General features: G+C 38.2%; 25 protein-coding genes. 16 read left to right on the plus strand and 9 right to left on the minus strand.

The window, feature by feature from the left end; translation table 11 throughout:
* Positions 1–64: 64 nt before the first annotated feature.
* The 3 genes from E6H07_06745 to E6H07_06755 form a co-directional block, all read right to left on the minus strand.
* On the minus strand, positions 65–661 hold the full coding sequence (locus tag E6H07_06745) for a hypothetical protein (protein TMI65603.1): 597 nt from the start codon (positions 659–661) through the stop codon (positions 65–67).
* Between the two features lie 2 nt (positions 662–663).
* Complete coding sequence (locus E6H07_06750; protein ID TMI65604.1) at positions 664–1,155, minus strand: RNA polymerase sigma factor; 492 nt, start codon at positions 1,153–1,155, stop codon at positions 664–666.
* A gap of 201 nt (positions 1,156–1,356) precedes the next feature.
* Positions 1,357–2,532, minus strand: a complete 1,176-nt coding sequence (locus E6H07_06755) for a dipeptide epimerase (protein ID TMI65605.1) — start codon at positions 2,530–2,532, stop codon at positions 1,357–1,359.
* 104 nt (positions 2,533–2,636) lie between these two features.
* Between E6H07_06755 and E6H07_06760 the strand changes: the two genes are divergently transcribed.
* Positions 2,637–3,167 (plus strand): hypothetical protein, encoded by a 531-nt coding sequence (locus E6H07_06760; protein TMI65606.1) that lies wholly within the window; start codon positions 2,637–2,639, stop codon positions 3,165–3,167.
* A gap of 2 nt (positions 3,168–3,169) precedes the next feature.
* Here E6H07_06760 and E6H07_06765 read toward each other — a convergent pair whose 3' ends face one another.
* Positions 3,170–3,838: a hypothetical protein gene (locus E6H07_06765; protein ID TMI65607.1), complete on the minus strand. Its 669-nt coding sequence runs from the start codon at positions 3,836–3,838 to the stop codon at positions 3,170–3,172.
* Positions 3,839–3,911: 73 nt separating this feature from the next.
* The gene (locus E6H07_06770; protein TMI65608.1) at positions 3,912–6,077 is read right to left on the minus strand and encodes a S46 family peptidase; all 2,166 of its coding nucleotides are present in this window, start codon (positions 6,075–6,077) and stop codon (positions 3,912–3,914) included.
* Positions 6,078–6,219: 142 nt separating this feature from the next.
* Here E6H07_06770 and E6H07_06775 point away from each other — a divergent pair, with 142 nt between their 5' ends.
* Entirely contained in the window at positions 6,220–6,543 is a 324-nt protein-coding gene (locus E6H07_06775; GenBank protein ID TMI65609.1) for a heavy metal-binding domain-containing protein, read from the plus strand.
* Here E6H07_06775 and E6H07_06780 read toward each other — a convergent pair.
* The 4 genes from E6H07_06780 to E6H07_06795 all read right to left on the minus strand — a co-directional run bounded on the left by E6H07_06780 (position 6,540) and on the right by E6H07_06795 (position 11,609).
* A complete protein-coding gene (locus E6H07_06780; GenBank protein TMI65610.1) occupies positions 6,540–8,822 on the minus strand; it encodes a hypothetical protein in 2,283 nt (760 codons plus the stop codon). The genes E6H07_06775 and E6H07_06780 overlap by 4 nt on opposite strands.
* Before the next feature lie 75 nt (positions 8,823–8,897).
* On the minus strand, positions 8,898–9,497 hold the full coding sequence (locus E6H07_06785) for a GNAT family N-acetyltransferase (protein TMI65611.1): 600 nt from the start codon (positions 9,495–9,497) through the stop codon (positions 8,898–8,900).
* A 24-nt stretch (positions 9,498–9,521) separates the two neighbouring features.
* A complete protein-coding gene (gene murA / locus E6H07_06790; protein TMI65612.1) occupies positions 9,522–10,829 on the minus strand; it encodes a UDP-N-acetylglucosamine 1-carboxyvinyltransferase in 1,308 nt (435 codons plus the stop codon).
* Positions 10,830–10,916: 87 nt separating this feature from the next.
* Positions 10,917–11,609, minus strand: a complete 693-nt coding sequence (locus E6H07_06795) for a DUF4290 domain-containing protein (protein ID TMI66486.1) — start codon at positions 11,607–11,609, stop codon at positions 10,917–10,919.
* Between the two features lie 607 nt (positions 11,610–12,216).
* Between E6H07_06795 and E6H07_06800 the strand changes: the two genes are divergently transcribed.
* The 14 genes from E6H07_06800 (at position 12,217) to murI (ending at position 25,883) form a co-directional block, all read left to right on the plus strand.
* Positions 12,217–13,326, plus strand: a complete 1,110-nt coding sequence (locus tag E6H07_06800) for a glycosyltransferase family 4 protein (GenBank protein TMI65613.1) — start codon at positions 12,217–12,219, stop codon at positions 13,324–13,326.
* Positions 13,327–13,357: 31 nt separating this feature from the next.
* Positions 13,358–13,708 carry a gliding motility protein GldC gene (gldC, locus tag E6H07_06805; protein ID TMI65614.1) on the plus strand — a complete coding sequence of 117 codons (351 nt, stop codon included), beginning with the start codon at positions 13,358–13,360 and terminating at the stop codon, positions 13,706–13,708.
* Between the two features lie 31 nt (positions 13,709–13,739).
* Complete coding sequence (locus tag E6H07_06810) at positions 13,740–14,189, plus strand: GatB/YqeY domain-containing protein (GenBank protein TMI65615.1); 450 nt, start codon at positions 13,740–13,742, stop codon at positions 14,187–14,189.
* Positions 14,190–14,259: 70 nt separating this feature from the next.
* Positions 14,260–14,802, plus strand: a complete 543-nt coding sequence (locus E6H07_06815) for a CvpA family protein (protein ID TMI65616.1) — start codon at positions 14,260–14,262, stop codon at positions 14,800–14,802.
* A gap of 127 nt (positions 14,803–14,929) precedes the next feature.
* A complete protein-coding gene (locus E6H07_06820; protein TMI65617.1) occupies positions 14,930–15,706 on the plus strand; it encodes an alpha/beta hydrolase in 777 nt (258 codons plus the stop codon).
* 24 nt (positions 15,707–15,730) lie between these two features.
* Positions 15,731–16,405, plus strand: a complete 675-nt coding sequence (locus tag E6H07_06825; protein ID TMI65618.1) for a CBS domain-containing protein — start codon at positions 15,731–15,733, stop codon at positions 16,403–16,405.
* A 99-nt stretch (positions 16,406–16,504) separates the two neighbouring features.
* On the plus strand, positions 16,505–17,965 hold the full coding sequence (locus E6H07_06830; protein ID TMI65619.1) for a hypothetical protein: 1,461 nt from the start codon (positions 16,505–16,507) through the stop codon (positions 17,963–17,965).
* A 69-nt stretch (positions 17,966–18,034) separates the two neighbouring features.
* Positions 18,035–18,913 carry an NAD kinase gene (locus E6H07_06835; GenBank protein TMI65620.1) on the plus strand — a complete coding sequence of 293 codons (879 nt, stop codon included), beginning with the start codon at positions 18,035–18,037 and terminating at the stop codon, positions 18,911–18,913.
* 120 nt (positions 18,914–19,033) lie between these two features.
* Entirely contained in the window at positions 19,034–19,891 is an 858-nt protein-coding gene (locus E6H07_06840) for a hypothetical protein (GenBank protein TMI65621.1), read from the plus strand.
* Between the two features lie 142 nt (positions 19,892–20,033).
* Entirely contained in the window at positions 20,034–20,780 is a 747-nt protein-coding gene (locus E6H07_06845) for an isoprenyl transferase (protein TMI65622.1), read from the plus strand.
* A gap of 182 nt (positions 20,781–20,962) precedes the next feature.
* Positions 20,963–23,674, plus strand: a complete 2,712-nt coding sequence (locus E6H07_06850) for an outer membrane protein assembly factor (GenBank protein TMI65623.1) — start codon at positions 20,963–20,965, stop codon at positions 23,672–23,674.
* A gap of 142 nt (positions 23,675–23,816) precedes the next feature.
* Complete coding sequence (locus tag E6H07_06855) at positions 23,817–24,329, plus strand: OmpH family outer membrane protein (protein TMI65624.1); 513 nt, start codon at positions 23,817–23,819, stop codon at positions 24,327–24,329.
* A gap of 75 nt (positions 24,330–24,404) precedes the next feature.
* Complete coding sequence (locus tag E6H07_06860; GenBank protein ID TMI65625.1) at positions 24,405–24,968, plus strand: OmpH family outer membrane protein; 564 nt, start codon at positions 24,405–24,407, stop codon at positions 24,966–24,968.
* A gap of 96 nt (positions 24,969–25,064) precedes the next feature.
* A complete protein-coding gene (murI, locus tag E6H07_06865; GenBank protein ID TMI66487.1) occupies positions 25,065–25,883 on the plus strand; it encodes a glutamate racemase in 819 nt (272 codons plus the stop codon).
* The last annotated feature ends 2 nt before the right edge of the window (positions 25,884–25,885 follow it).

Consider the following 25,885-nt stretch of genomic DNA (forward strand, 5'->3'; position numbering starts at 1 on the left):
AGATGAGAATTTATTCGTAGGCCAGCATAGCAACAAACCCCATGTTGCCTGCAGTTGCAATCGTTTAAGCCGTTAACTCTTTTAATAAATCTTCTGTTTGTCGGATTGTTTTGTTGTAACTTTTCATTACCCATTTGGAGAAGAATAGCAAAAAGATAAAGCAGCAAGAAAATGAAAATGTATAAAAATATATGCTGTATGGTATCCCGTTTTTTGAAAAAAACTTTGGCAATAAAAGCACGACAATCACTAACTGCAGGTAGCTAAACCTTAGATTTAGTTTTTGAAGTTTGTGAAATTTTATTTTTTGAGTTGCGAAATCTTTCAAGGTTTCCACATATGGTTTGCCAACATCTCCCACTTTGTTCAAATTTTGAAGACTGAGCAAACTAATTGTCGTCACTATTACAAAAATTGAAATTCCTAATACACCGATAATTTGATAGAAGACTCCATTCAATTTGTCAAAATTGAATCCTATAAAAAAAGCACTGCTGATACAAATAAGACTTCCCAATATTTCTGGCAATATTATCTTGTATAGTTTTGAATGAAATTTCCGTTTGCTCATTTTGTCAAATGTTTTAAGAGTTAAATTTTGTTTCCCTTTTACTTGGTTGTCCATTTCATTCCAAGTGTTTTTTAAGTCGTCAAGTTCCATAATTAGAATTTTTTTAAAATTTGCTGTTTCAATTTTTCTTTAATTCTGGAAAGTTTTGTCCCTACATTACTTGTTGAAAGACCAATGATTTCTCCAATTTCATCATAGTTTTTATTGTCAAGGTAAAGCATAACAATTCCTTTGTCCAATAAATTTAACTTGTCAATTTGTTGTTTGAATAAAAGCCATTTTTCTTCATTTTCTGTATTGTCATTATTGGGATGTTCTGAAACTTCCTCATCAATAGGAACTGTTGCTATTCTTTTCTTAGATATTTTTAGTTGGTAAATTGCAACATTTAGGGCAACTCTATAAACCCAAGTACTTAAACTTGATTTTTGATTAAAAGTGTCAAAAGACTTCCAAAGCTGGTAAAATATTTCTTGAACTAAATCCTTCTTGTCATCACTATTGTTGGTATATAAAGAGGCGATTTTATAGATAAATTTTTCTTTCTCTTTTATAGCCGCTATAAATTTTTCTTTTTTTTCCACTAATTTTTATACATTTTTGAATCTCTACTATATTAGTGTACCACATTGCGAAAAAGTCACAACTTAGTTGAATTATTTTTGAAGGATGATGTCGGTCGGTGAATTGCAGGCAACACTCTAATTTATACTATAAGACGCAATATGAAAAATTTTCGACTCGATCTCATTGTGAAGTAAGCAACAGCTTGATGAATGAGCAATTTAATACACCGACACCTTCTCCATCTTTTCCAATCTTGCTGAATCAATCGTTGCCCCAAGTCCGGGAGTTTCAGTTACAGTTACTAAACCATTTTCTCCGTACACTGCACCACCGCTTACCGGGTCTTCGGTAAACATAAGCGGGGTATCAAAATCATAATATAAAATATTATTGGCTACATGTGCAAGATGTGCTTCGGCTGTTATTCCTAATCTTGATTCAGTAAATCCGCCGATCTGTAATGGCATTGCATTGGCTTCGGCAATATTTATAATTTTAAGAGCATTGTATAAGCCACCGCATTTACCGAGTTTAATATTAAACATATCACAGGCACCCAGTTCAACCAATCTTGCTGCATCATGTTCATCACCACATGTTTCGTCTGACATGATAGGTATCGGACTATTCTTTCTTAGTTTGCGAAGCTTCATATAATTCCATCTTGCTATCGGTTCTTCACAAAATTGTATATCGCAACCTTTCACTCCATTCAATACTTTAATGGCGCCTTTTAAATTCCATCCCTGGTTTGCATCGATGCGTAATGGTATCTCTTTACCAATGGCTTTGCGAATTGCTTTTACTCGTTCAATATCTTTTTTTGGTTCGCCACCTACTTTTACTTTTATCACCGGGAAACCCATATTAGCAAAACGTAAAGCATCTGCCGCCATTTTATCTGGTTCGCCTAGGCTGATAGTATAATCGGTATATATTTCTTTTTTCGGTTTATCATCATCCGGTACTTTCCATTTATCTTCTTTCGATCTCATTTCTCTACGCAGTTTCCGCAGGTATTTGTATAAAGGTAATCCTGCATGCTGTGATGCAATATCCAGCAAAGCCATATCAAATGCACTTTTGATGCTGCTGTTGCCATAGATAACAGCATCCATTACACGCAAACATTTTTTTATATCCAGTGGATCTTCAGGTTTCAGAATTTTTGCAAGCAGTTGCCCGACCACCATACAAGTATTCACTACTTCGCCATTGATAAATGCATAAGGGCTGCATTCACCAAAGCCAGTAATACCTTCTTTTGTTTTGATAACGACAATTACACTTTGTGCATCGTATTCGGCGCCGAGGGAAATAATAAATGGTTCTTTAAGTGGGATCAGCAATTTGTAAAGATCTACCCGGTCGATATGTAATTTATTTTCACTCATAATGGTGGTTTGGCTGAAAGATAATTTGAAAATGGGAAATTCCTGCACGGTTTTGGCAGGATACGAAAATCAAAAGCCATTCATTTTATCTTAAATCCTTATTTATGAAAATTGTTCCAGTCCTGGTAGTCTTGATCCTGTTTTCCTGTAAAAAAGAAGTGACCGAACTGCCTCCCGCTACTCAAACCGGGGCTAATACATTTGGTTGCCGCATAGATGGAACGATTTGGGGCCCGCAAAAGAATCCTGTGTTTCCCGGTGCTGCAATACTTGAAGCAAGGCAAGAACCTGATAAGGATCTTTATATAAATGCAAGAAATTTTATTTCCTCACCTAACGAAACAGAGTTTGATATCTTTATTAAGAATATGAATGCTACCGGCACTTATAATTTTAATACCACGATGTCTGCACCTAACGCCGGGGCCAGCTATGTTTATTATGTAAAAAGAAATATAACCCCGCAAAATGAATGGATGACGTCTGCTTCTTATACCGGTACAGTTACAATAACAACTTATGATACTGTTCAGCGTTTTGTCTCAGGAATTTTTCAGATGCAAATGATCAATCTTTACAACGACCCGCAACCCATTAGAGTTACAGAAGGAAGATTTGATGTAAAGATCCAATAAGCTTAGTCAATATACACCCGTAAGCCAATGCTAACAGAAAGCAATAAAGGAACATAACGATTGGCGAGTAAATAATTATTTGGATAATCTGTTGTAGGAATGGATGCGTTGAACTCATTATAAAGAAAAATATCACCGGAAAGTTGCATATCCCAACCAATGCCAGCATCAATCGTCAGTCGTTTAAATCTTGAATGACCGTATAAAAGAGGCACCTTGTATAAAGCAGTATCAACAGCCGGAGTAAATGTATTTTCTATTTCTCCACCCGAAACCCCGAATCCGACCGTTCCATAGAGGCTCCATCCTTCTTCCTTATTGCATTGGCCAAGAAAATAATGTTTCCAACCAATACTAAGGTGCCTATGGTCCATTTTAGTTTTGTTGTGGAAAGAGATGGATTGCGGCGCTGTAGTTGTTGATTTTGCATCTGCAGTAAGATCATTGGTAAACTCGCCATTTAAAAAATAGGAAGCTAAAACGTAGGGACCAGATCTCGGTGTGATATTAAAGTCCACTTTAATGGTATGCCCGAATATCCAGAACTGCTGAGTTTCTTTCTGGCTTCTTATTAAACTGAAATCAGTAGCCAGACTCCAGGGACTTTGGGCATTGGTATCGCCTGAGATAATAAGCAACAAAAAGAATAGTATGACAGAATTTTTTCTCACAGTAAAATATATGATAAAAATAATAAAGCCATCCGTAATACTAAGGATGGCTTTATAAATACTGAGAAATATTTTATTTCACCAGTTTCAGCTCGCTGATGATATGCGAAGCCCCGCCCAGTTTATCAATACACCAAAGTACATAGCGGATATCGACACAAATAGTGCGGTTAAGGTCTTTGTCAAAGGCCAGCTTATGGCTAAGCGCTTCATAATTGCCATCGAAAGCAAGCCCCATTAATGCACCGCTACCATTTAATACTGGTGAACCTGAATTGCCCCCTGTAATATCATTAGTGGTAATAAAACCGATCACCAGGTCTTTGCGAACCGGATCAGCATATTGACCAAAATCTTTTTTCTTCAGTAGCTCAATTTGCTTTTCTGGCAGATCAAATTCATAATCGCCATCCTTATATTTTTCAAGCAGGCCTTTACTGGTTGTTACATAATCATAAAATACTGCGTCTCTCGGCCGGTAGCTTTTTACAGCACCATAACTTACCCGCATAGTAGAAGTAGCATCCGGGTACATCATCTTTGCTTTAACCGGATCCATTTCCATGATCCCTTTCAGGTATAATCTTCCGGCTTCATTATTCTTTGTCGTAAACTGGGTGAAATAAGGAAGATATTTTCCCATGTAATTTTTATAAAATGCGCTTGCATGTGCAAAAGCAGGATCATCCTGAAGTTTCAATGCATCGGGTTTGTTTACAAAATCTTTCCATTTAGCATCATCCAGCAGCATTGTTTTACTGAAAACATCAGCAGCATATTTTTTATAAGTGTCTTCATTATCCAGCGGGCCATACATATTTTTCAATGTGGAATAAAAACCGATCGGGTGTTGATCTTTTGAAATGTCTTTGTAGAATAGCATAGTAATAGTAGCAAGAATGTTCCGGTCAGACGTTATGTTCTCTGTTTTTATAAAACTTGCTCTTGCCTGTATGGCGGCATCTAATGCTCTTTTTACATCAGCTTGTTTTGCATCTGTTTTTACCAATGCTGCTTCCAGCATTTGCAATGTTCCTGCGAATGCAATAAGAGGGGAACCGCTGATCCCTTCCATCATATACACCCGGTGCATAGCATAAGGCCGCCATGCATCATATGCTTTTCCCAGGTCAGCCAATAGGTTTTCATATTCCGGTTTTCCTTTTGCCCATGTGTTGAATTTAGTTTCAAATGTTTTCTTTTGCCCATACACATCATACTTCAGCAATTGTTTTGTTTCACCATCATAAAATTTCCAGTAATTGGCAATGCTTGCATAATCTGAGGCAAGTTGAAGTTTGATCTCCGGGTCTTTCTTCATTTCCTCAAACATATACTTCAGTCTTGCATCACGCAGCTTCACGAGTGTCGGATTATTAATGTCGGTTGAGAGTTTTATTCCGTAAGAAGTTTCATAGCGATTGGTGCTACCGGGATAGCCCCAGATCATTGCAAAGTCGCCATCTTTTAAGGGCTTTAATGAAACAGGCAAATACCATTTTGGTTTCAGCGGAACATTTTGTGCATTGTATTTTGCAGGTTTGCCATCAGCTGTTGAGTATACGCGGAAAACAGAAAAATCACCTGTATGCCGCGGCCATTCCCAGTTGTCAGTATCGCCACCGAACTTACCAACACTCTCAGGCGGTGCCCCGACCAATCTTACATCTTTATAACGCTGGTAAACGAATGCGAGAAACTGGTTGCCTTTGAACAAAGGGCTTACTCTTGTTTCAATAGACTGCAGCGTGTCAGTCATTCTTTTATTGATGGCTGCCAGTACATCGGCTTGTTTTTTCCAGCGATCAGCACCGGTTAGCCCTTTCAAGCTATCCATCACTTCTGCAGTTACATCATCTATCCGCATCAGGAACTGGATAGTTAATGTTGTTGGTATTTCCTCGTCTTTATTTTTCGCATAGAAACCATCAGCGAGATAGTTATGATCTACTGTGCTGGCGCCAGCAATTGCATTGTAGCCGCAATGATGGTTGGTAAAAATTAATCCCTGGTTGCTTACAATTTCGCCGGTACAGCCGCTGCCGAAAATAATAATGGCATCTTTCAACGATGCTTTGTTGATATTATAGAGTTGATCTTTAGTAAGCTTCAATCCTTTTTTTACCATATCATTATATACCTGTTGCCCGAGTAATAGCGGCAACCACATACCCTCATCAGCCACCGACTTTATACTGATGCTAATCAGTAGGATGAAAGAGATAAAAAACCTTTTCATGTGTGTTATTTTGCGCAAACGTAACTTAAAAATAGCATTTCCGGAATGACTGTTCATCCTAGCAAATCAATTTTAAGAATTTAATTAAAACCCGGCGCAAAAATGCCCCCAGTGTTTGTTATTTTTAAATAAAATAAACAATATGATTGTTTCAACAACATCGACATTACAGGGAAAAAATGTAGAGGAGTATATCGGCATTGTAACAGCCGAAGTAATCATCGGCGCAAACTTTTTAAAAGATATCATGGGCGGCCTGCGTGATTTCTTCGGTGGACGTAGTGGTACTTATGAGAAAGTGCTTCAGGAAGCGAGGCAAAATGCAATTACCGAACTGATGCAGAGAGCTCAGGGCATGGGTGCCAATGCAGTAATTGGTGTTGATCTTGATTTTGAAACCGTAGGTAGCGGTGGCAGTATGCTGATGGTGGTAGCATCAGGAACTTCTGTACGTATCAGCAATTAATTTTTTGGTTTAAGATCATTAATAAATTTTGCTACTGCAGCTGAATGTTCAAGTCTTGTATTCATACTGTCAAGGGTTCTTTTTGAGATCACCCAATTCATAGAAAAGCTCATTTTATCTTTGACCTTATATAGGTTGAACGGAATATAATGTCCTTCGCCAAAATTATTCAGCATATAACTTTTCAGTCTTGAATCATTAATGCTGGTCTGGCTGGCGTAGGAGCCGACCATTGTTTGTAATGGGGCCGCCAAATCATTCACCAGTGGATTTATTTTGTGCAGGATTGGATCGCCACCGGGAAAAGGATCGTTGGTCATATGCAAGACAAAGAAATCAAGTTTGTCTTTAAATGTTTTCAGGTAGGCATCAGTTTCCAACATCTGGCGCATAGCAATGATCATTTCATTTACTACACCGGCACCAGAATTATCAAAGTATCCACCATCAACAAAATAATGCGGCTCATAGTAACTCTTTATAGTGCTGTCTTCGTTTATTACTTTTATTAGTTTGTCAATCCGTCCGGCTGGACTTACATAAGGAAAACTTGCACCCAACACAACTGCTGAACTGAGTCTTAAATCTTCTTCTTCACTTAATAAGGTCAATACATCTACCCGTTTATTAAAAAACCGTTCGTTCATATTAATGGTGCTAATAACAGCCGGTGCACCATCCTGCATCCGGGTAGTGTTCACGCAAAATATCGGGAGGTTAGCTGGTTGACCAGTTTGTGTAATTAACGAAGACATACCAACAGAAAATGAATTATCTAAAACAGTGCTGTCATCGGAAACTTTTTCCAATGCAGTAGTTAATGCATCGGCCCGGTCTTTCACACCGGTTAAAAATGGAAAGAAAACATAACGGAAAAAATCAGGGCCTAACATACGAGCCAGGGTATAACTCAAAAAATCTGAACCGAGATAAGCTTTTGATTCATCCTGGAAAGAAGAAAATTCTTTTCCTCCGTTCTTTTTAAAACGAAGTAAGTTGTAAAATGCAGCATTGCCTACACTGCCGCCGGATGCACCCGAGAGACAAAAAAGATTATCAGAAAATTTGTTACCGATACTATCTTCTATTCTCGACAAAACACTCGCCACCCAATAACCCGAACGTGATGCACCGCCATCGGCCAATACAAAATAAACGGGCTGTTTTGTTCCGGCTGCAACTGAATCTTTAAACCGTTCTTTTACCCAATTACTAAAATATTCTTTCAATAATTGCCGCTTTGAATAGAATACTGCCGGATTTTCTTTTTTCACCAATCCAACTTTGTGCGGTTCCTGCAAATTGCCAAAAATAAATGCAGCTACCAGATAGATAATATGAAAATTGAAGCGGGAAAAAACCGAAACAGTGGAAATAAAATTGATAAAACCGACCAGCACACCAAAAGCAAGAAATATAAAAGGGAACGATCCTAAAAAAACAGCCGTATCAACCCTTGCAATGGCTATAATGTAAATAATGAATGCGGCAACCGCTATGTAATTAAAAATCTTGAAAGTAGATTTTTCTTCAGGATCATTAAACAACTGTCTGAAACTGGCTAGTAAAAATTTAAAACCTTTCAGTTTGTCGAGATCTTTTGGCGCTTCTGCATATTTGCCGCTGGTTTCTAAATATCTGCGCCGGAAAATAAAAAAGACCACCATTGCTAATTGTAATACCAATAGCATTGCGATAAGGCCTGTGAATGCATTTAATGTAAATATTGCCAGCATACAAACAGCCAGCAGGCAGATAATAACTAACCAGAGTGCTTTTCCCGAAACCTTTTTTACAAACACCAAATAGTAACTAATATAATCAAGCAGGTAATAATAAGGTATGCTGAGAAGAAATAAAATATATGCCCAGCCACGGCTTGTTTGAGGTGACTCATCAATTTTTAATTGTAAGAAAGCAAGAATGATGATGGTAAATGAAGTAAAACCCAGTAACCGCGGCATGTGTACTCTTAATTTCAGCCATAAGTAATATTTATTTTGCCAGAACTTGGCCTTAGCTACCAGCCGCGATGAATACCAGATAGTGAATGCAAAAAATAAAATGGCAATAAAGAAAAAGATAAACACCATCGGGTGTTCGATTGTGTAAACCATCAGGTCTTTGCCTTGCGAAATATTCCAGAATGCAACCCAGCATAGGAATAAAAAAATAAATGAAGGAAAGAACAGCCAGAGTGTACGTAAAGTAAAGCGGTAAACATCAGGATTGGTAATAAGCTTCCACAAAAATTTCAATCCTTGCAGAATGTATTTCATAAGAAATTGTTTGATGCAGGCTTAAAGATATTTAATAAGCCGACGGCAAACAATACTACTTAAGGGGTAAATATGCTATAAGGTTTTTGCGATGAGCTTTTCTTTGACTCCGTTCAGCCATTCATTTTTCAAAATGCTTAGCACAACACTATCTCTTCTTTCACCGGACACGGTGGGCATATGACTACGCAGTGTGCCTTCCATTGTACAACCAATCGCTTTCATCGCTTCAATGCTTTTATAGTTTTGTGCATGTGCACGGAACTCAAGTCGCTCTAATTCCCATTCTTCAAAAACAAAACTCAGCAGCAACAATTTGCAATGCCGGTTCAATCCCGTACGCTGAAAATCTTTTCCATACCAGGTATAACCAAGTTGTGCTGATAAAAAAGATTGCTGGATATCATAAAAACGGGTACTGCCTGCATAGACCTTTGCTTTTTTATCAAAAACGATAAATGTATATTCCTTTTTCTCGTTGCGGTTATTTACAGCCAGCTTTAAATAATTGCGAAGGTTATCTTCTCCGGCTGCAGTAAGTAAGCCGTATTTCCAAATTTCCGGTTCGTTCAATGAAAAGGGAAGAAGATCGTTGAAATCATTTTCTTCAATAGGCCTTAGTAAAGCTCTTTCGTTTTCAAGAGTGATATGTTGAGAGAAAATATCAGTGATCATGGTTAATGGACTTAACAGGGTTGCTTACTGAATACGTTTGATATCTGCTCCTAATTTTTTTAATCGTTCATCAATATATTGATAGCCGCGGTCGATCTGTTCTATATTTTGAATCACACTTTTTCCTTCTGCACTCAATGCAGCAATAAGTAACGCAACGCCGGCACGTATATCGGGGCTGCTCATCGTTATACCTCTTAATGATTGTTGCCGCTCCAAACCAATAACAACAGCACGATGAGGATCGCAAAGAATTATCCGTGCACCCATATCGATGAGCTTATCTACAAAGAACAAACGGCTTTCAAACATTTTCTGGTGAATCAATACACTACCGTTGGCTTGTATAGCCGTTACCAAAACGATACTCAAGAGATCAGGAGTAAAGCCAGGCCACGGATGATCATAAATAGTAAGCACTCCGCCATCTAAGTATTTCTGTATTTCATAAGATTCCTGTGAAGGGATATGAATATCATCATCAACAAAATTCATTTTAATACCCAGCTGCTGAAATTTCTCAGGAATAATTCCGAGATGATCAATACCAGCATTCTTAATGGTGATATCGCTTTGAGTCATTGCCGCCAGTCCGATAAATGAACCCACTTCGATCATATCGGGTAACATGCGGTGTTCCGTTCCTGCGAGATATTTTACACCTTCAATAATTATAAGATTACTGCCGACGCCGGTGATCTTTGCGCCCATCCTGTTCAGCATTCTGCAGAGTTGCTGTATATAAGGTTCACAGGCTGCATTATAGATCCTTGTAATCCCTTCAGCCATTGATGCTGCCATTACAATATTAGCAGTTCCTGTTACTGATGGCTCATCAAGCAAAAGGTTTGTACCCATTAAGTTTTTTGCATCCAAATGAAAGAAACCATCTTCTGCATGATAATTAAATGCAGCGCCTAATTTTTCAAAACCGATAATATGTGTATCTAATCTTCTTCTTCCGATTTTATCGCCACCGGGTTTTGGTATAAATGCTTTTTTAAAACGTGCCAGCATCGGGCCGGCTAACATAACAGAACCACGAAGCTTTCCGCTTTTCTTTTTAAATGCATCGCTATGCAGGTAATCAACATTTACATCATTTGCCTGGAATATGCAGGTATCCCGTTGTGGTCTTTCAATTTTTACATTCATCTCGCCCAGCAGTTCAATCAGGAGATTTACATCGAGAATATCAGGGATATTAGTAATAGTAATTTTTTCCGGCGTTAATAAAACAGCGCTGATGATCTGCAACGCTTCATTCTTTGCTCCCTGTGGTGTTATTTCTCCGGATAATTTTTTCCCGCCTCGTACTTCGAATGAGTTCATGCTTAAAATTTGAATGTTCGCAAGGTAATAATAAAAAAAGGTTGATCAGGAAACCCGATCAACCAATCAATGTATTAATCAAATAACTTAATATCTCTTCTTCTTAAATCCTCCGCCACCGCCGCCACGATTATCTCTGCCATCCCTGCGACCACCACCATTACTACCACCACGATGCTGAAATTTTCCTTTTGGTTTTCCATATCCCCCACGGCCTCCTCTGCTGTCCTCAGGTTGATGCCTGTAAGCTTTTACAAAAGGAGTATTGGTAAATGTCAATTGACCTTCGGTGATATTTGTAAGTTCACTTTGAATAGCATCATCATGCACCAGTTCTTTATGCCAGGTGTTATACGCTAGCTTCATGTAATAAGCGATCACATTTGCAAAACCCAAACGTTTATCAGGATCAGTTTCGTTCAGCGCTTTCTGAATGATCACTTCAAGGTTTTTTCCAAGATGTGAAAATTTAGGATGACGTTTCGGATATTTTAACGGGTGTGGTTTTGCTTTCAGCGTTTCCTCAGTAGGAATCGGGTAAGGAGATCTTACATCCAGTTTAAAATCCGAGATCAGAAAAAGATGATCCCAAAGTTTATGACGAAAGTCTTCTACATTTTTCAGGTGGGGGTTTAAAAAACCCATCAGTTCAATTACAGATTGTGCATTCCGCTGACGACGTTCAGCATCTTCAATAGTTAGCACATGTTCTATCATTTTTTGTACATGTCTACCATATTCACGCATTATTAATTCGTTCCTCGTGGTATTGTACTCCATATCTTCTATCATAGATAATAATTGAGGCAAATGTAGCTATTCGTGTTTAATGTTTAAAGTTTAATAACCTTAAGCTGGAGACTGCATAAATTCTGTTGAGGTATTTAAAAAGGAAGGGGCCCCGAACCCGGGCCCCTTTTACAAGCCACCATCCTCTTCCACCTAAGAGGTCGTTTATAGAAAGTTGATTGACACAGGAAAGGACAGACGACCTGTTTTTATTTTAGCCTTATCCTTTTTTCAATCGTATTCTTATCAAATTGTTTTTAGTAAATCGCCGCCGGAATTGTGCAAATATGATACCAACAGTTAGGTTTGATCACATTTTATTTTGGGCTTTATTTCGGTAACGATTAATGGTACTGTAAATGTAGTGAACGAATCAATTCATTCCAATTGAAAAATCTCCATATTCCGCTTATCGTAATTCGTGCAAACAAACTGTAATTATATCTTTAAATCATGACTCATATGAATATGTTTTACCTGATAAAAATCTAAGTAGAATAGCCCGTATGAACTTGCAGGAAATACGTACGATTTTTTTTCATGAGTGTTGAGAGCTAATAATTTAATTACAGTCAGGGTTGACGATTAACTTTGTCAAATGCGGATCGCTGTTTACAATAAAATATTCCCGGCCGGTTTCAATAAAGGGTATAGTGATTTTATTGAAGAAACAACCCGAAACGTAATTGCCGCACACCCTGAACATGAATTTATTTTACTAACTGATGACACAGAAGGCGACCTGGCAAAACCGTTTTCTAACTGTAGCACAGTTTATCTTCAATACCCATCTGATAATTCCCTGCTATGGAAATGGTGGCTGAACATTACAGTTCCGGCTGTTTTAAAAAAAATTAAGGCAGATGTTTTTATCGCTTCAGGTCTTGTTTCAGCAAAACTAAAAATTCCTCAATGTATGATACTACCCGGTTTACAACACATGCATTATCCGGGTATGTTCAGTAAAACACAATTGTTTTTTTTAAGAAGATATATGCGTGGGTTTTTAAAAAAAGCAAACACAGTTGTAGTGCCTTCGTTGCAAATGCAGAAAATTTTAAAAGATAAATTTGGTATAGAACCTGGTAAAATTTTTACTCTTCATTGCACACCGGGTAAAAATATTTCGCCTGGTAAGCAAAAGAAAACACAGCTTATAAAAAAACTGGCGGGTGATAAATCATTTTTCCTGGCACAAGGTGAACATCATACGGATGAAGAACTGCTTAACCTGCTGAAAGCATTTTCAGGGTTTAAAAAAATGCAGCAAAGCAATATGCTTTTGATCATCACTGGCCAAGCGGAAAATAGTTTTAATAAACATCTTGATAATTATAAATACAGGAAAGATGTATTATTATATCAACCAACATCGCATGAGGAGGAACTTATGCTTGCTGAAACTGCTTATGCTATAGTAATTCCATCTTATTATGATGATTCTGCTTTTTATACCGTAAGAGCTATGCAATGCGCAACTCCAGTAATAGTTGCTGCAAAAACCGCTTCACAGGAAATAGCAGGTGATGCAGCATTATATTTTAACCCAGGTGACTTTTCTGAGTTGGCTTCTAAGATGATGTATCTATTTAAAGACGAATCAGCAAGAAAAAAAGTCATTGAAAAAGAAAAACTGGTAATTACGGGGTATACAGCTGAAAAATCCGCTACATTATTATGGCAGGCAATTGAAAAAGCGATGGCCTGATTCTGTTACCTTTGCCCCCACAAAAAATACTATGAGTACTTCAACTATAAAGATCAATGTTGGGCTAGATGAGAATAAAGTCCCGGCATCAATTACATGGTCAGCTTCGGATACAACAATCGAGAATGCCCAAAAAGCAAAAGCATTTATGCTGGCATTGTGGGATGGGGCTGACAAAACCGCTTTACGGATCGATCTCTGGACAAAAGATATGATGGTAGATGAAATGGCTGATTTTTTTTACCAGACCATGATGACCATGGCGGATACATATGGCCGTGCTACTAACCATCATGAAATGGTGGATGAAATGAAAGTATTTGCAAAAGATTTTTACAATAAGTTTCGTGAAAAGCAGTTGAAAGAAAATAAGGCAGATTAAAAAATCAATTCACATTTTAAATAACTAAGTTATGTCACTCGAGCAAAAAATAATGACCGAATTGAAAACAGCCATGCTGGCTAAAGATGAAAAAGGATTGCGCAGCCTTCGGGCTGTGAAGGCTGCGATCCTGCTTGCAAAAACATCAGAAGGCGGAGGGGGTGAATTGAAAGAAGAAGATGAAATAAAACTGTTACAGAAATTGGTAAAGCAACGGAAAGATTCATTGGAAATTTTTACACAGCAAAACCGGGCAGACCTTGCGCAAAAAGAAAAAGAAGAAATTGATGTGATTGAAAAATTTTTACCAAAACAAATGTCACCAGATGAATTAAAGGCTGAGCTGAAACTAATCATTGCAGAAGTAGGAGCATCATCACCGGCGGATATGGGAAAAATAATGGGAGCAGCTACTAAAAAATTTGCTGGCAAAGCAGATGGTAAAACGATTTCAGCATTGGTAAAAGAATTGCTGTCGTAATTTTTAGTGTTAAATGTTTCTGTTACCAGAATAAGTTCGTCAAATCAGGCGTTAAACAGCAAATCAATAAATGGTTTTAGATATCATCTTCTCTATAATTATTGTGTTTGCTGTTATCAAAGGGTTTCAGAAAGGATTGATAGTTGCCGTATTTTCCTTTGTTGCTTTTTTTGTTGGGTTGGCGGCAGCATTAAAATTATCAGCAGTGGTGGCGGGTTATATCGGAAAAACGGTAAAAGTTTCTGATCAATGGCTACCGGTAATTTCCTTTATTGTTGTTTTTATAATTGTAATTATTCTTGTTCATCTTGGTGCCAAAGCAATCGAAAAATCAGTACAGGCTGTAATGCTCGGATGGGTGAACCGGATCGGTGGTATTATATTCTACCTGTTGCTGTACATTACGGTTTTTAGTGTATTGCTTTTTTATGCTGAGCAAGTGAAGTTGATAAAACCAGAGACATTGAAGGAGTCTGTAACTTACGAATATGTTCAGCCCTGGGGACCCAAAGCCATCAATGCATTTGGGAAAATTATTCCAATTTTTAGGGATATGTTTTCACAGTTGGAAGAATTTTTTGGCAAAGTGTCAACCGATATTCCAAAGCCTTAAATTTTTTATTTCATCCCGGTTTTACAACTCATTTTCATTTACAAAAAACAGTCTTTGATTATTCCTTCAATACAACTTATTATTGCAGCAAATAAGCTATTTTAGCAGAAATTAACTGCCATACGGAATGCAATTCGAAATCAAACAACAGGATAAGTTCAGATTTGTAGAAGAAGGGGAGGGTGAGCCGCTCATCCTGCTGCATGGCCTGTTTGGTGCACTCAGCAATTTTGAACCGCTTATTAGTTATTTCAAAAACTATAATAAGGTTATAGTACCCCTGTTGCCTTTATACGATCTTGATATTTTACATACATCAGTTGGTGGGTTGGCGAAATTCGTGCTTAAGTTTATTGATGCAAGAGGCTATGAAAATATTCACCTGCTTGGTAACTCAATGGGTGGCCATGTTGGGCTGATTCATGTACTGAAGCATCCGGAAAAAATAAAATCATTGATACTTACCGGCAGTTCTGGTTTATTTGAAAACGGAATGGGAGACAGCTATCCCAAACGTGGCGATTATGAATACATCAAAACCAAAACAGAACTGACTTTTCATGATCCGAAAACAGCCTCCAAGGAATTGGTAGATGAAGTTTATGCTATTGTGAACAACCGGATAAAAGCAATAAAAATTATTGCACTGGCAAAAAGTGCAATCCGCAATAATCTCGGCTCCGAATTAAGTAAAGTAAAACTGCCGACATTGCTGATATGGGGAAATAATGATACCATCACACCGCCTTTTGTAGCCAAGGAGTTTAATAAGCTGATGCCAAACAGCGAACTGTATTTTATTGATAAATGCGGGCATGCCCCTATGATGGAAGTTCCGGATGAGTTCAATGCCATCCTGCACAAATTTTTGAAAAAACTGAATGAGCCTGCAACAATTAGCTAAGTGTAGGTGTCTCATATAATATAAATGCCGCTATCCATGTTATCCCGTGATTTGCTTACGCAAACATTACCCCATCTGAAAATGCATGATACAATCTATCATGCACTGCAAATGATGAATGACTATCATATTGCTCATCTGCCGGTAGTGGAGGATGAAAAATTTGCAGGGCTGGTAAGTGAAGAAATATTGTTACATGCAGAAGATGATAATGCAGCCGTGGAAACTCTTCAACAGGGCTTTGTCAATATATCAGTTAAAGACAATGAACACCTGCTTTCTGCTATCCAGGAAACAGTGGAAAATGACCTTTCAATAATGCCAGTCGTTAATGAGGATAATGAACTGCTCGGTTGTATTACTAAAACGGATTTATTGAAAAATGCTTCCGCCTTTATGAGCCTGAACGAACCCGGCGGTATTGTGGTGCTGGAAATGGATCCCAAACAATATTCATTTAATGAGCTGAGCCGCCTGGTGGAAAACAATGATGCACAGATCACACAATTAAATACCTCTACTGACAGCTCAACCGGGCTGATGATGGTTACCATAAAGATCAATAAAGCTGATGTGGCCGATCTGGTATCATCCTTGCAAAGACATGAGTATAATGTAAAGTATTACTTCGGCGAGGAATTGTACGAAAACGAAGTGCGGAGTAACTATGAAAACCTCATGAATTACCTTAAAATCTGATGGCTTTACTTATCTATTAAGCCATTAAAATTCATATCCACCTATAGGGTATGGAATCTGAACAAAAGCCGGTAATTTAGTCGCCAGTGTAGAAAACCAATGCTTGGACTTTATAAATATCTTTTTGCGATTGTTATCGTTTTTTCCGGGGCCTATGTAAATGCGCAGTCGCAGTTAGGGCAGCCGGCAGAAGACTCATCTGCAACAACAGCCAGGCTTGTTAAAGATGCCCAACCATATTCCAACACCATTTTTACCGTAAGAAATATTTTTATAACGGGTAATAAAAAAACAAGGGAAAGCATTATCCTTCGGGAGCTGGTATTTAAAAAAGACGAACAATATACGCTGCAGGACCTGACAAATAAGTTTGAGTTGTCTAAAAGTCTTTTAATGAACACAGCTTTATTTCATGATGCAATTATTTCATTAAAAGAATTTGAAGGAAGTGAAATAGATGTGCTGGTTGCAGTAACAGAACGATGGTATATATTTCCATTACCTTACCTGAAGCCAGTTGATCGGAATCTTAATCAATGGCTATTTGAACAACATGCAAGGCTTGATAGGACAAACTACGGTTTCAAAATAAATTATAATAATATTACCGGCCGAAATGATAAGCTGAAGACAACCTTTATGACAGGATATACAAAACAGGCGTCATTTAGTTATGAAAGACCTTTCATAGATAAAAAAATGAGATTCGGGTTAAAAGTTTCTGCATCAACCGGTAAAACAAGAGAAGTAAATTATTCTACACTGAATAATAAACAACAGTTCCTGAATGACAATGACAATTATCTCTATCATTTTACAAGGGCTGGGTTTGAACTCAGTTATCGCAAAGCGATCCGAACTAAACATCGTTTTGGGTTCAATTTTATTAGTGAAAAAGTAAATGATACTATACTAACGTTAAACCCCTCTTATTATCCGAATGAAAGAAATGAAATAGCCTACCCGGAATTTTATTACATCATGCAGTATTTTAATCTCGATTATAATCCTTACCCGACAAAAGGATATGCCACAGAATTTTCATTATACAAAAAAGGACTGAACCAGCAAATCAACCTCTGGCAACTGGCATTAAAAGCATCTGGCTATTGGCCGCTGAATAATAAAACCTTTATTAATCTCAGGAGTTTTGCTGCGATAAAACTACCCTTCAAGCAACCGTTCTCCAATCAACAGATGCTTGGTTACAGTGATGTATTTATGCAGGGCTATGAATATTATGTGATAGATGGTGTGGCCGGCGTTTATATTAAAGCAAGTTTTACAAAAGAGTTACTCAGGTTCAATATCGGCATCCCGCAAAATAAATTGACAGATAATAAAAGGATACCCTTCCGAATTTATGGAAAAGTATTCGGCAATACCGGGTATGTTCATCACCCTGATGCGAAGGAAAATGTATTATCCAACCGCCTGTTAAGCTCCGCAGGTTTCGGTATTGATATCGTTACATTTTATGATTTTGTACTCAAACTCGAATGGTCATTCAACCAATTAGGCCAAAACGGGCTATTTTTACACAGGCGAACAACTTTTTAGTAGAAAAATTTCTACATCCACTATAATTAATAAATAACATATTGTTCGCTATTCACCTAATTCTGATAAATGAAAGCAGCAATATACAGCCGGGTAATGATCGATGAACAGCATGATGATGTGCAATTGTTTTTTGATGAGCTCGACAAACAAAAAATTACTCCGGTCGTTTTTCTTCCTTTTTTTAATGAGATACACGGAAAAATAAATTTTCCTTCTACCACAGAAACATTTTCTGCATCAGCCGACCTGAATGCAGATGTGGAATTCATTATTAGCCTTGGTGGTGATGGGACCCTGCTCGATACCATCACTCTGGTTCGTGATAAAAAGATATCGATTATGGGAATCAATTTCGGCCGCCTCGGCTTTCTCGCAGGTATTGGTCGAAATGAAGTGGCGACTGCAGTAAAGGCAATTGCCAAACGTACACATGTGGTAGATAAGCGGAGCCTTATTCATCTCGATGCCGATGCGCCGCTATTCGGAGAAATACCCTATGCCTTAAATGAATTTGCAATTCATAAAAGAGATGTAGCTTCTATGATAAAAATTCATACTTACGTCAATGGCGAATTTTTAAATACTTATTGGGCTGATGGTTTGATCGTAGCGACACCAACGGGTAGTACAGGTTATTCATTAAGCTGTAATGGCCCCATCATATTTCCTGACAGCGGCAATTTTGTAATTACCCCCGTAGCACCGCACAACCTTAATGTACGTCCGATAGTAGTGCCTGATTCTAATATCATATCCTTTGAAGTGGAAAGCCGGGATGAAAACATTATAGTGGCGATGGATAGCCGCCGTGAGATCATCAACCGGAATATTCAACTGGCGGTACGCAAAGAAGAGTTTACAGTTCAACTGGTGCGGCTCAGCGAGAATAACTTTCTGCAAACCCTCCGCAATAAACTCACCTGGGGCCTGGATAAAAGAAATTAACCCCTCAAAGGGCAGTTTAGCTGTGGCCATTTTCAATTTTTAACAGGTAAAATTTGCTACCCGATAAAAGAAAATAGCTATTTTTATCGTTCTTAGAAATACGGTATTTCAATTCAGGATATGAGAAATTTTTTTGCTACGCTTATTGTTGGTTTATGTTGTTTTGCTTCCACACAAATGCAGGCTCAGGATGCTGTAAAGCAGGAAGGTGAATTTGGCCTCGGCCTTGGTGTCGGCCATTATTTTGGCGACCTGAACACGAGGGCAAAAATTAACCGGCCTAAAATGGCCGGCACTGTTTTTTTTCGTAAAAATTTTGGTAACTATATCGCAGCAAGAGTAAGTGCCAGCTATGCGAGACTGGGTTATTCTGACCGTTACAATACACATAATACGACCATGCTTACCCGCAACCTGAGTTTCAATACCAATGTATGGGAACTTTCACTGCAGGGTGATTTTAATTTTTTCCGCTTTATGCCCGGTGAGCCGGAGTACAGTTTTACTCCTTATATCACAATAGGTGTAGGTGTATTCAGTTACGATCCCTTTGCCTATCTGCGTGGCGAAAAAGTTCTGCTGCGCCAGTTAGGAACGGAAGGGCAGGGGAGCTCATTATATCCAGACCGCAAGCAATATGGTTCTACAGCTATGTGTATTCCTCTTGGCGTGGGTATAAAATATGCACTCAACGACCGTATCAATATTGGTTTTGAGATCTTACACCGATTTACAAATACGGATTACCTTGATGATGTAAGCATGACTTATGTGAATGCTGCGGCGGTATTTCCTGCTAATCCGGATGGTAGTGCTTCCAATGGTTATTTACTCCATGACCGTTCTTACGAATTGGGCGAACCAATCGGCATTGACGGCCGTCAGCGTGGTAATGACCAGCAAAAAGATCAGTTTGTAACTGCCATGTTCCATGTTACATTCAACCTCCAATCGTATAAATGTCCTACGGCAAATTGAGTTACTGATTATTTGATGGATAGATTATAGCGTATTAAACGATTATAATAAAAGTAGCCACGGCAATGATCGCCGGTTTTTTTGATTATATCTTTTAACTAAACACAAATTCAATTCTCTTTACTTTTGCGTTCATAGCATCATGTCTCAGTTATTAGAACATATCGATAAGTCATATTTGCCCCGCCATATCGCTATCATTATGGATGGAAATGGTCGCTGGGCAAAAGAGAAAGGAGAGGACAGGCTTTTTGGCCATTTTCATGGAGTAGAAAGTGTACGCAATATTGTAGAGGGTTGTGCTGAACTTGGGATTGGATATCTCACCCTTTATGCTTTCAGTACCGAAAATTGGGACCGTCCTGAGTATGAAGTAGTAGGGTTGATGGAATTATTGGTGACGACGATCAGAAAGGAAGTTGAAAGCCTGGATAAAAATAATATCCGTCTGCATGTGATCGGAGATATGAATATGCTGCCCGATTATGCCCGTAAGGAACTCAATGAAGCATTGGAATTTACCAAAGACAATACAGGGCTCAACCTCATTATGGCGCTTAGCTATAGCGGCCGTTGGGAATTGCTTAATGCTGTAAAGTCAATTGCCCACGAAGTAAAAAAAGGCAACCTGAAAGTGGAGGAAATAGACCAGGATATTCTTCAGAAACACCTGACCACCAGTGCTTTTCCTGACCCAGAATTGATGATACGAACCAGCGGCGAATACCGCATCAGCAATTTCCTTTTGTATCAACTTGCCTATGCTGAACTTTATTTTACCAATGTTCGCTGGCCCGACTTTCGGAAAGAAAATCTTTACGAAGCTATACTTGACTATCAAGGTCGTGAGCGGAGATTTGGTAAAACAAGTGAACAATTGGTGAGTTAGTCATGAGCCAAAATGAAACTTCAATTTGAATAATTTTACAATCCTGACCTCGGTCATTAATTTGAAAGATTTGACCAATGTGACCACAATGACCATTTTACTAATCTTCTTTAACAAACACTTCAACTTTTTACCGTTATTTTGCCGCCTGAACTGAAAATGCTCAGACCAGAACACTTATTATGCATAAATTTTTACTGAGAATCGGCTTTTTACTGTTGATCACCGTGTCCGCAGGACCACAGCTATTAGCCCAGGACCCTACTTCTGTGGATGTGAACCTACTGAATTGGCCGAATCAAAAGATAGCTCGTGAATATACCATCGCTGAAATAACAATTACCGGTGTACGTTATTTGGATACTGCAATTGTAAGTTCTATATCAGGCCTTCATCCCGGTGATAAATTCGTTCATCCCGGTAATGATGTTTTTGCAAAAGCGATCAACAATCTTTGGCGCCAGAAATTATTTTCTAGTGTAAGAATTTATATCACAAAAATTGTTGAGGATAAAGTCTGGATTGAAGTTAATCTTACAGAACGTCCGCGACTGGGTGATTTTAAATTTCATGGCGTAAAAAAATCTGAACTGGAAGACCTGCTTGGAAAAGTACAGTTGGCAAAACAAACAATTCTTACCGATGAAACCCGCCAGCGTATAAAAGAACAATCCATCAAGTTTTATAAAGAAAAAGGATATAATAATACTACGGTAGATATAGAGGAAAGAACTGACTCGGGATATGTGAATTCTATTTATCTCGATATTTATGTGCTGAGAGGAATAAAAGTAAAAGTTGACAACATTTCATTTTTTAACAACTACTCTGCACCTGACCTGAAGTTGAAAAAACAAATGAAGGGAACAAAAGAAATGACAAAGATCACTTTGTTTCCTTCTCATGAGCCCAGTCCTTATGGAGAAAGAAAAACTCCTTCTTACAAGGAGTACATGAAGGATAATGGTTATCTCTCTATATCTAAAACAAAGAATTTTTTGGATCCTTATTTCCGATTCAAGCTATTCAGTTCAGCAAAATATGATGCAAAGAAATATGCAGAGGATAAAGAAAAGATCCTGAACTACTATAACTCTATTGGCCATCGTGATGCACAAATTGTTGCCGATACCTCTTATCCAACGTTGAAAGGTACACTGAACATCGACCTTAAAATAGAGGAAGGCCGCAGGTATTATTTCGGCAATATTGTGTGGAAGGGTAATGCCAAATACGGAGACTCTTTGCTGAACATGATCCTCGGCATACGAAAAGGTGATGTTTATAATATTGACATCCTCAACAAGCGACTTGGAAAAGAACTTGCGCAGGATGCTCAGGACATCAGCAGCCTGTATATGGATGATGGTTATCTTTTTTTTCGTGCCGATGCGATAGAAACTGCTGTTTATAACGACACTATAGATCATGAAATACGAATCATCGAAGGCCCGCAGGCAAGAATAAAAAATATAACTATTGCCGGTAATGATCGTACCAAGGATTATGTTATTCGTCGTGAATTGAGAACCGTACCCGGTGAATTGTTCCGCCGTTCAGACCTTATCCGTTCTCAACGTGAACTGGCTGCATTGAACTATTTTAACCAGGAAACAATCAACCCCGGGGTAGTTCCCAATGCTGATGACGGAACGGTTGATATTAACTGGTCATTGGAAGAAAAATCAAGCGACCAATTGGAATTATCTGCTGGTTGGGGTGGTAATTTTGGATTGACAGGAACACTTGGTGTTTCATTCAACAATTTCTCCATTAAAAACTTTTTCAAAAAATCGGCGTGGGATCCATTACCACAGGGCGATGGGCAAAAACTGAGTGTACGTTATCAATCGAACGGAAGTGTTTTCCACTCTTATAGTTTTTCATTTACTGAGCCCTGGCTGGGTGGTAAAAAAAGAAATTCCTTTACTGTTGCTTATAATGCCAGTAAGTATTCAAATGGCTATAATTATCTAACCGGTCAAGTTGACAAGAAAAAATCTGATACCAATTATTTAAAAACAAATGGTATTACGATGTCACTTAGTAAACAATTGAAATGGCCAGATGATTATTTCAGCCTCATCTATGCATTTAACTATACAGAATATAAAATGCGGAATTATCCCATCTTCCCCGGAATGGATAATGGGGTTTCGCATAATGTCAGTTTTAAGATAGGCTTGCAGCGTTCATCCGTTTTTGATCCTATTTTCCCAAGGAGCGGATCTACAATGGCGATGAGTGTTCAGTTCACGCCACCTTATACTGCTATCGATAAAGATCTGGTCAACTCAACCAATCCTTACGAAACACCTGAGTATCATAAATGGCGTTTCAGCGGTGACTGGTATGTACCGATCGGCCGTGCATTAGGTGCTGAAAAGAACAGGCAGTTAGTAATGCGTATCGCAGCCAAATATGGTTTTATGGGCCGTTATAATCGCAAAATTGATTATTCGCCATTCGAACGTTTCCAGGTGGGTGATGCAGGCCTGACCAATAACTTTGGTATGCTGGGTTATGATATCATTGCACATCGTGGTTATCCTGTTTATGAGTCATCTGATCCTACAGTGAATCCCGATCAACAACAAGCATCCCGCTTCTTTACTATTTTTAATAAATATACATTGGAGATGCGTTATCCATTGGTGATAAACCAGAGCAGCACCATTTATGGATTAACGTTTTTTGAAGCAGCCAACGGATGGTATGATTTTAAAGAGTATAACCCATTCCAACTACGTCGCAGTGTTGGTGTAGGTATGCGTTTCTATTTGCCAATGTTTGGCTTGCTGGGCTTTGATTACGGAATTGGATTAGATGTATTGCCGGGTAGTAATACAAAGCGTAACAGGTTTACATTTATGTTGGGCTATGAACCGGAATAAAAATTTAGTTTAACAATAATTAATTTGATTGTAAATACCACGGCGTTATTATTGATGTAACCAACAACATTGCTTCTATTAAGCTTTCGTTGCGTCGCACTTTTTTACGTTCGGTAATTCTATTCATCTAAAATTGTCTACCATGAAAAAGTTAGTACTTGCATTGGGTTTTGTAATCATGTCTTGTGCCGCTGTTCTGGCTCAGAAATACGCCATCATTGATACAAGATATATCCTTGATAAAATGCCAGAGTATAAAACTGCACAAAAAAAGTTGGATGATATTGCTGCTGACTGGCAAAAAGATATTGATACCAAACAAGCAGACTTAGATAAAATGTATAAGGATTTTGAAGCCGAGCAGGTTATGTTAAGTGACGAGTTGAAGAAAAAAAGAGAGGACCAGCTCTTTATGAAAGAAAAAGAACTCCGTGACCTTCAGCGCAAACGCTTTGGTTTTGAGGGGGATCTGTTTAAGAAAAGACAGGAATTGATCAAACCGATACAGGATAAAGTGTTTAATGCCGTACAGAAAATGGCCGTGTCAAGAGGCTACGATTTTGTATTGGACAAAAGTGAGGGAATTACCATTATATTTGCCGACCCAAAACTGGACAGGAGTGAAGATGTACTGAAAGACCTGGGGGTGAAATAGGGTGTTAAAAAAAACTAAAGCAAGCAACTAAATCCTTTTTAAAGGACTCTTAATAAGCAAACAATAAAAAACAAAATGAAAAGAATTTTTACAGTACTGATGGTAGCAATGGGCCTGATCGCAGGTTCTGCAAGTGCACAGATCAAAATTGGTTATATCCGTATCGATGATATGGTTTCTCTTATGCCTGAAACAGCTAAAGTGGATACAATGCTTCAGAAATACCAGATCGATTCATTAAACCCAAGGTTAAAACTGGAAGTTGAAAGTTTTCAATATAAAGACAGTATTCTTTCAAAAACGGATACTTTTAAAACTCCGAAATCAGTATTGAACCAAATGAAACTCGAAAGAGATAATCATTTATACTTCATTAATAATTTTCAGCAATTAGCACAGCAGGCAGTACAATCAAAGCAGGATGAACTGCTCTCGCCAATTTATTCTAAAGTATATGATGCTATCAAAGCTGTGGCAAAAGAAAAAGCCTACACACATGTGCTTAGCCAGGATGCATTTCTTGTTGCACCAGAGGGAGATAATTTGCTTATCGCTGTCGCAACAAAGTTGAAAGTGAAACTGCCTCCTCAATTACAGGCACCGGGTGGAGCAAAGCCAGCAGGAAGCAAGCCTAACTAATATTATAAGTGCTGAATAAATAATTGATCCTCCCGATACCATCGGGAGGATTTTTCTTTTAATACTAAACCATCCGCTTATTTTTGTTTTATGAAAATGCAGGGTCCAATAGGTGTTTTTGATTCAGGCTATGGCGGTCTCACCGTCATGAAAGAAATTGTAAAAAAGCTGCCGCAGTATGATTATTTATATCTCGGTGATAATGCACGGACGCCTTATGGCAACCGCTCTTTCGAAACAGTTTATGAATATACCCTGCAAGCTGTAAAATGGTTTTTCAGCAAAGGATGTCCATTGGTGGTGCTTGCATGCAATACTGCATCAGCAAAAGCCTTGCGCAGCATACAGCAAAAAGATTTACCGGCATTGAATCCTTCAAAAAGAGTATTGGGTGTAATAAGACCAACCACAGAAGTTATAGGAAGTTATTCTCAAACCAAACATGTCGGGCTGCTGGCAACATCGGGCACAGTTGCTTCGGATTCTTATAAAATTGAAACGGATAAATTTTTTCCTGAGGTAAAATTATTTCAGCAGGCCTGTCCTATGTGGGTGCCATTAGTGGAGAACGATGAATACAATAATGAAGGCGCAGATTATTTCATAAAAAAATGTTTAGATCAGTTGCTTGATCAATCTGATTCAATTGATACTATTCTTCTTGCCTGTACTCATTATCCCTTGCTGATAGATAAGATCAAATCAAATATCCCGGCCGGAATAAAAGTTATTTCGCAGGCAGAGATCATTGCAGACAGTTTAAGGGATTATTTAGACCGTCATTCTGAAATAGAAAATAAGTTATCTAAAAAGGGGAGTAAGAATTTTTATACAACAGATTCTGCAACAGACTTCAACAGACAGGCAAAGAAGTTTTATGGAAGCACTATTAGTTCAGTTCAGGTGCATTTGTAAAC

The sequence above is a fragment of the Bacteroidota bacterium genome (genome assembly GCA_005882315.1).
Lineage (GTDB): Bacteria > Bacteroidota > Bacteroidia > Chitinophagales > Chitinophagaceae > VBAR01.

Bases quoted from the DNA above. Each gene is read 5' to 3' on its own strand.
- E6H07_06825 (TMI65618.1), top strand. From the start codon at position 15,731: ATGCCGCTATCCATGTTATCCCGTGATTTGCTTACGCAAACATTACCC.
- gldC (TMI65614.1), top strand. From the start codon at position 13,358: ATGAGTACTTCAACTATAAAGATCAATGTTGGGCTAGATGAGAATAAA.
- E6H07_06855 (TMI65624.1), top strand. From the start codon at position 23,817: ATGAAAAAGTTAGTACTTGCATTGGGTTTTGTAATCATGTCTTGTGCC.
- E6H07_06815 (TMI65616.1), top strand. From the start codon at position 14,260: ATGGTTTTAGATATCATCTTCTCTATAATTATTGTGTTTGCTGTTATC.
- E6H07_06820 (TMI65617.1), top strand. From the start codon at position 14,930: ATGCAATTCGAAATCAAACAACAGGATAAGTTCAGATTTGTAGAAGAA.
- E6H07_06860 (TMI65625.1), top strand. From the start codon at position 24,405: ATGAAAAGAATTTTTACAGTACTGATGGTAGCAATGGGCCTGATCGCA.
- E6H07_06760 (TMI65606.1), top strand. From the start codon at position 2,637: ATGAAAATTGTTCCAGTCCTGGTAGTCTTGATCCTGTTTTCCTGTAAA.
- murA (TMI65612.1), bottom strand. From the start codon at position 10,829: ATGAACTCATTCGAAGTACGAGGCGGGAAAAAATTATCCGGAGAAATA.
- E6H07_06795 (TMI66486.1), bottom strand. From the start codon at position 11,609: ATGGAGTACAATACCACGAGGAACGAATTAATAATGCGTGAATATGGT.
- E6H07_06755 (TMI65605.1), bottom strand. From the start codon at position 2,532: ATGAGTGAAAATAAATTACATATCGACCGGGTAGATCTTTACAAATTG.
- E6H07_06810 (TMI65615.1), top strand. From the start codon at position 13,740: ATGTCACTCGAGCAAAAAATAATGACCGAATTGAAAACAGCCATGCTG.
- E6H07_06845 (TMI65622.1), top strand. From the start codon at position 20,034: ATGTCTCAGTTATTAGAACATATCGATAAGTCATATTTGCCCCGCCAT.
- E6H07_06835 (TMI65620.1), top strand. From the start codon at position 18,035: ATGAAAGCAGCAATATACAGCCGGGTAATGATCGATGAACAGCATGAT.
- E6H07_06745 (TMI65603.1), bottom strand. From the start codon at position 661: ATGGAACTTGACGACTTAAAAAACACTTGGAATGAAATGGACAACCAA.
- E6H07_06780 (TMI65610.1), bottom strand. From the start codon at position 8,822: ATGAAATACATTCTGCAAGGATTGAAATTTTTGTGGAAGCTTATTACC.
- E6H07_06830 (TMI65619.1), top strand. From the start codon at position 16,505: ATGCTTGGACTTTATAAATATCTTTTTGCGATTGTTATCGTTTTTTCC.
- murI (TMI66487.1), top strand. From the start codon at position 25,065: ATGCAGGGTCCAATAGGTGTTTTTGATTCAGGCTATGGCGGTCTCACC.
- E6H07_06785 (TMI65611.1), bottom strand. From the start codon at position 9,497: ATGATCACTGATATTTTCTCTCAACATATCACTCTTGAAAACGAAAGA.
- E6H07_06770 (TMI65608.1), bottom strand. From the start codon at position 6,077: ATGAAAAGGTTTTTTATCTCTTTCATCCTACTGATTAGCATCAGTATA.
- E6H07_06850 (TMI65623.1), top strand. From the start codon at position 20,963: ATGCATAAATTTTTACTGAGAATCGGCTTTTTACTGTTGATCACCGTG.
- E6H07_06800 (TMI65613.1), top strand. From the start codon at position 12,217: ATGCGGATCGCTGTTTACAATAAAATATTCCCGGCCGGTTTCAATAAA.
- E6H07_06775 (TMI65609.1), top strand. From the start codon at position 6,220: ATGATTGTTTCAACAACATCGACATTACAGGGAAAAAATGTAGAGGAG.
- E6H07_06840 (TMI65621.1), top strand. From the start codon at position 19,034: ATGAGAAATTTTTTTGCTACGCTTATTGTTGGTTTATGTTGTTTTGCT.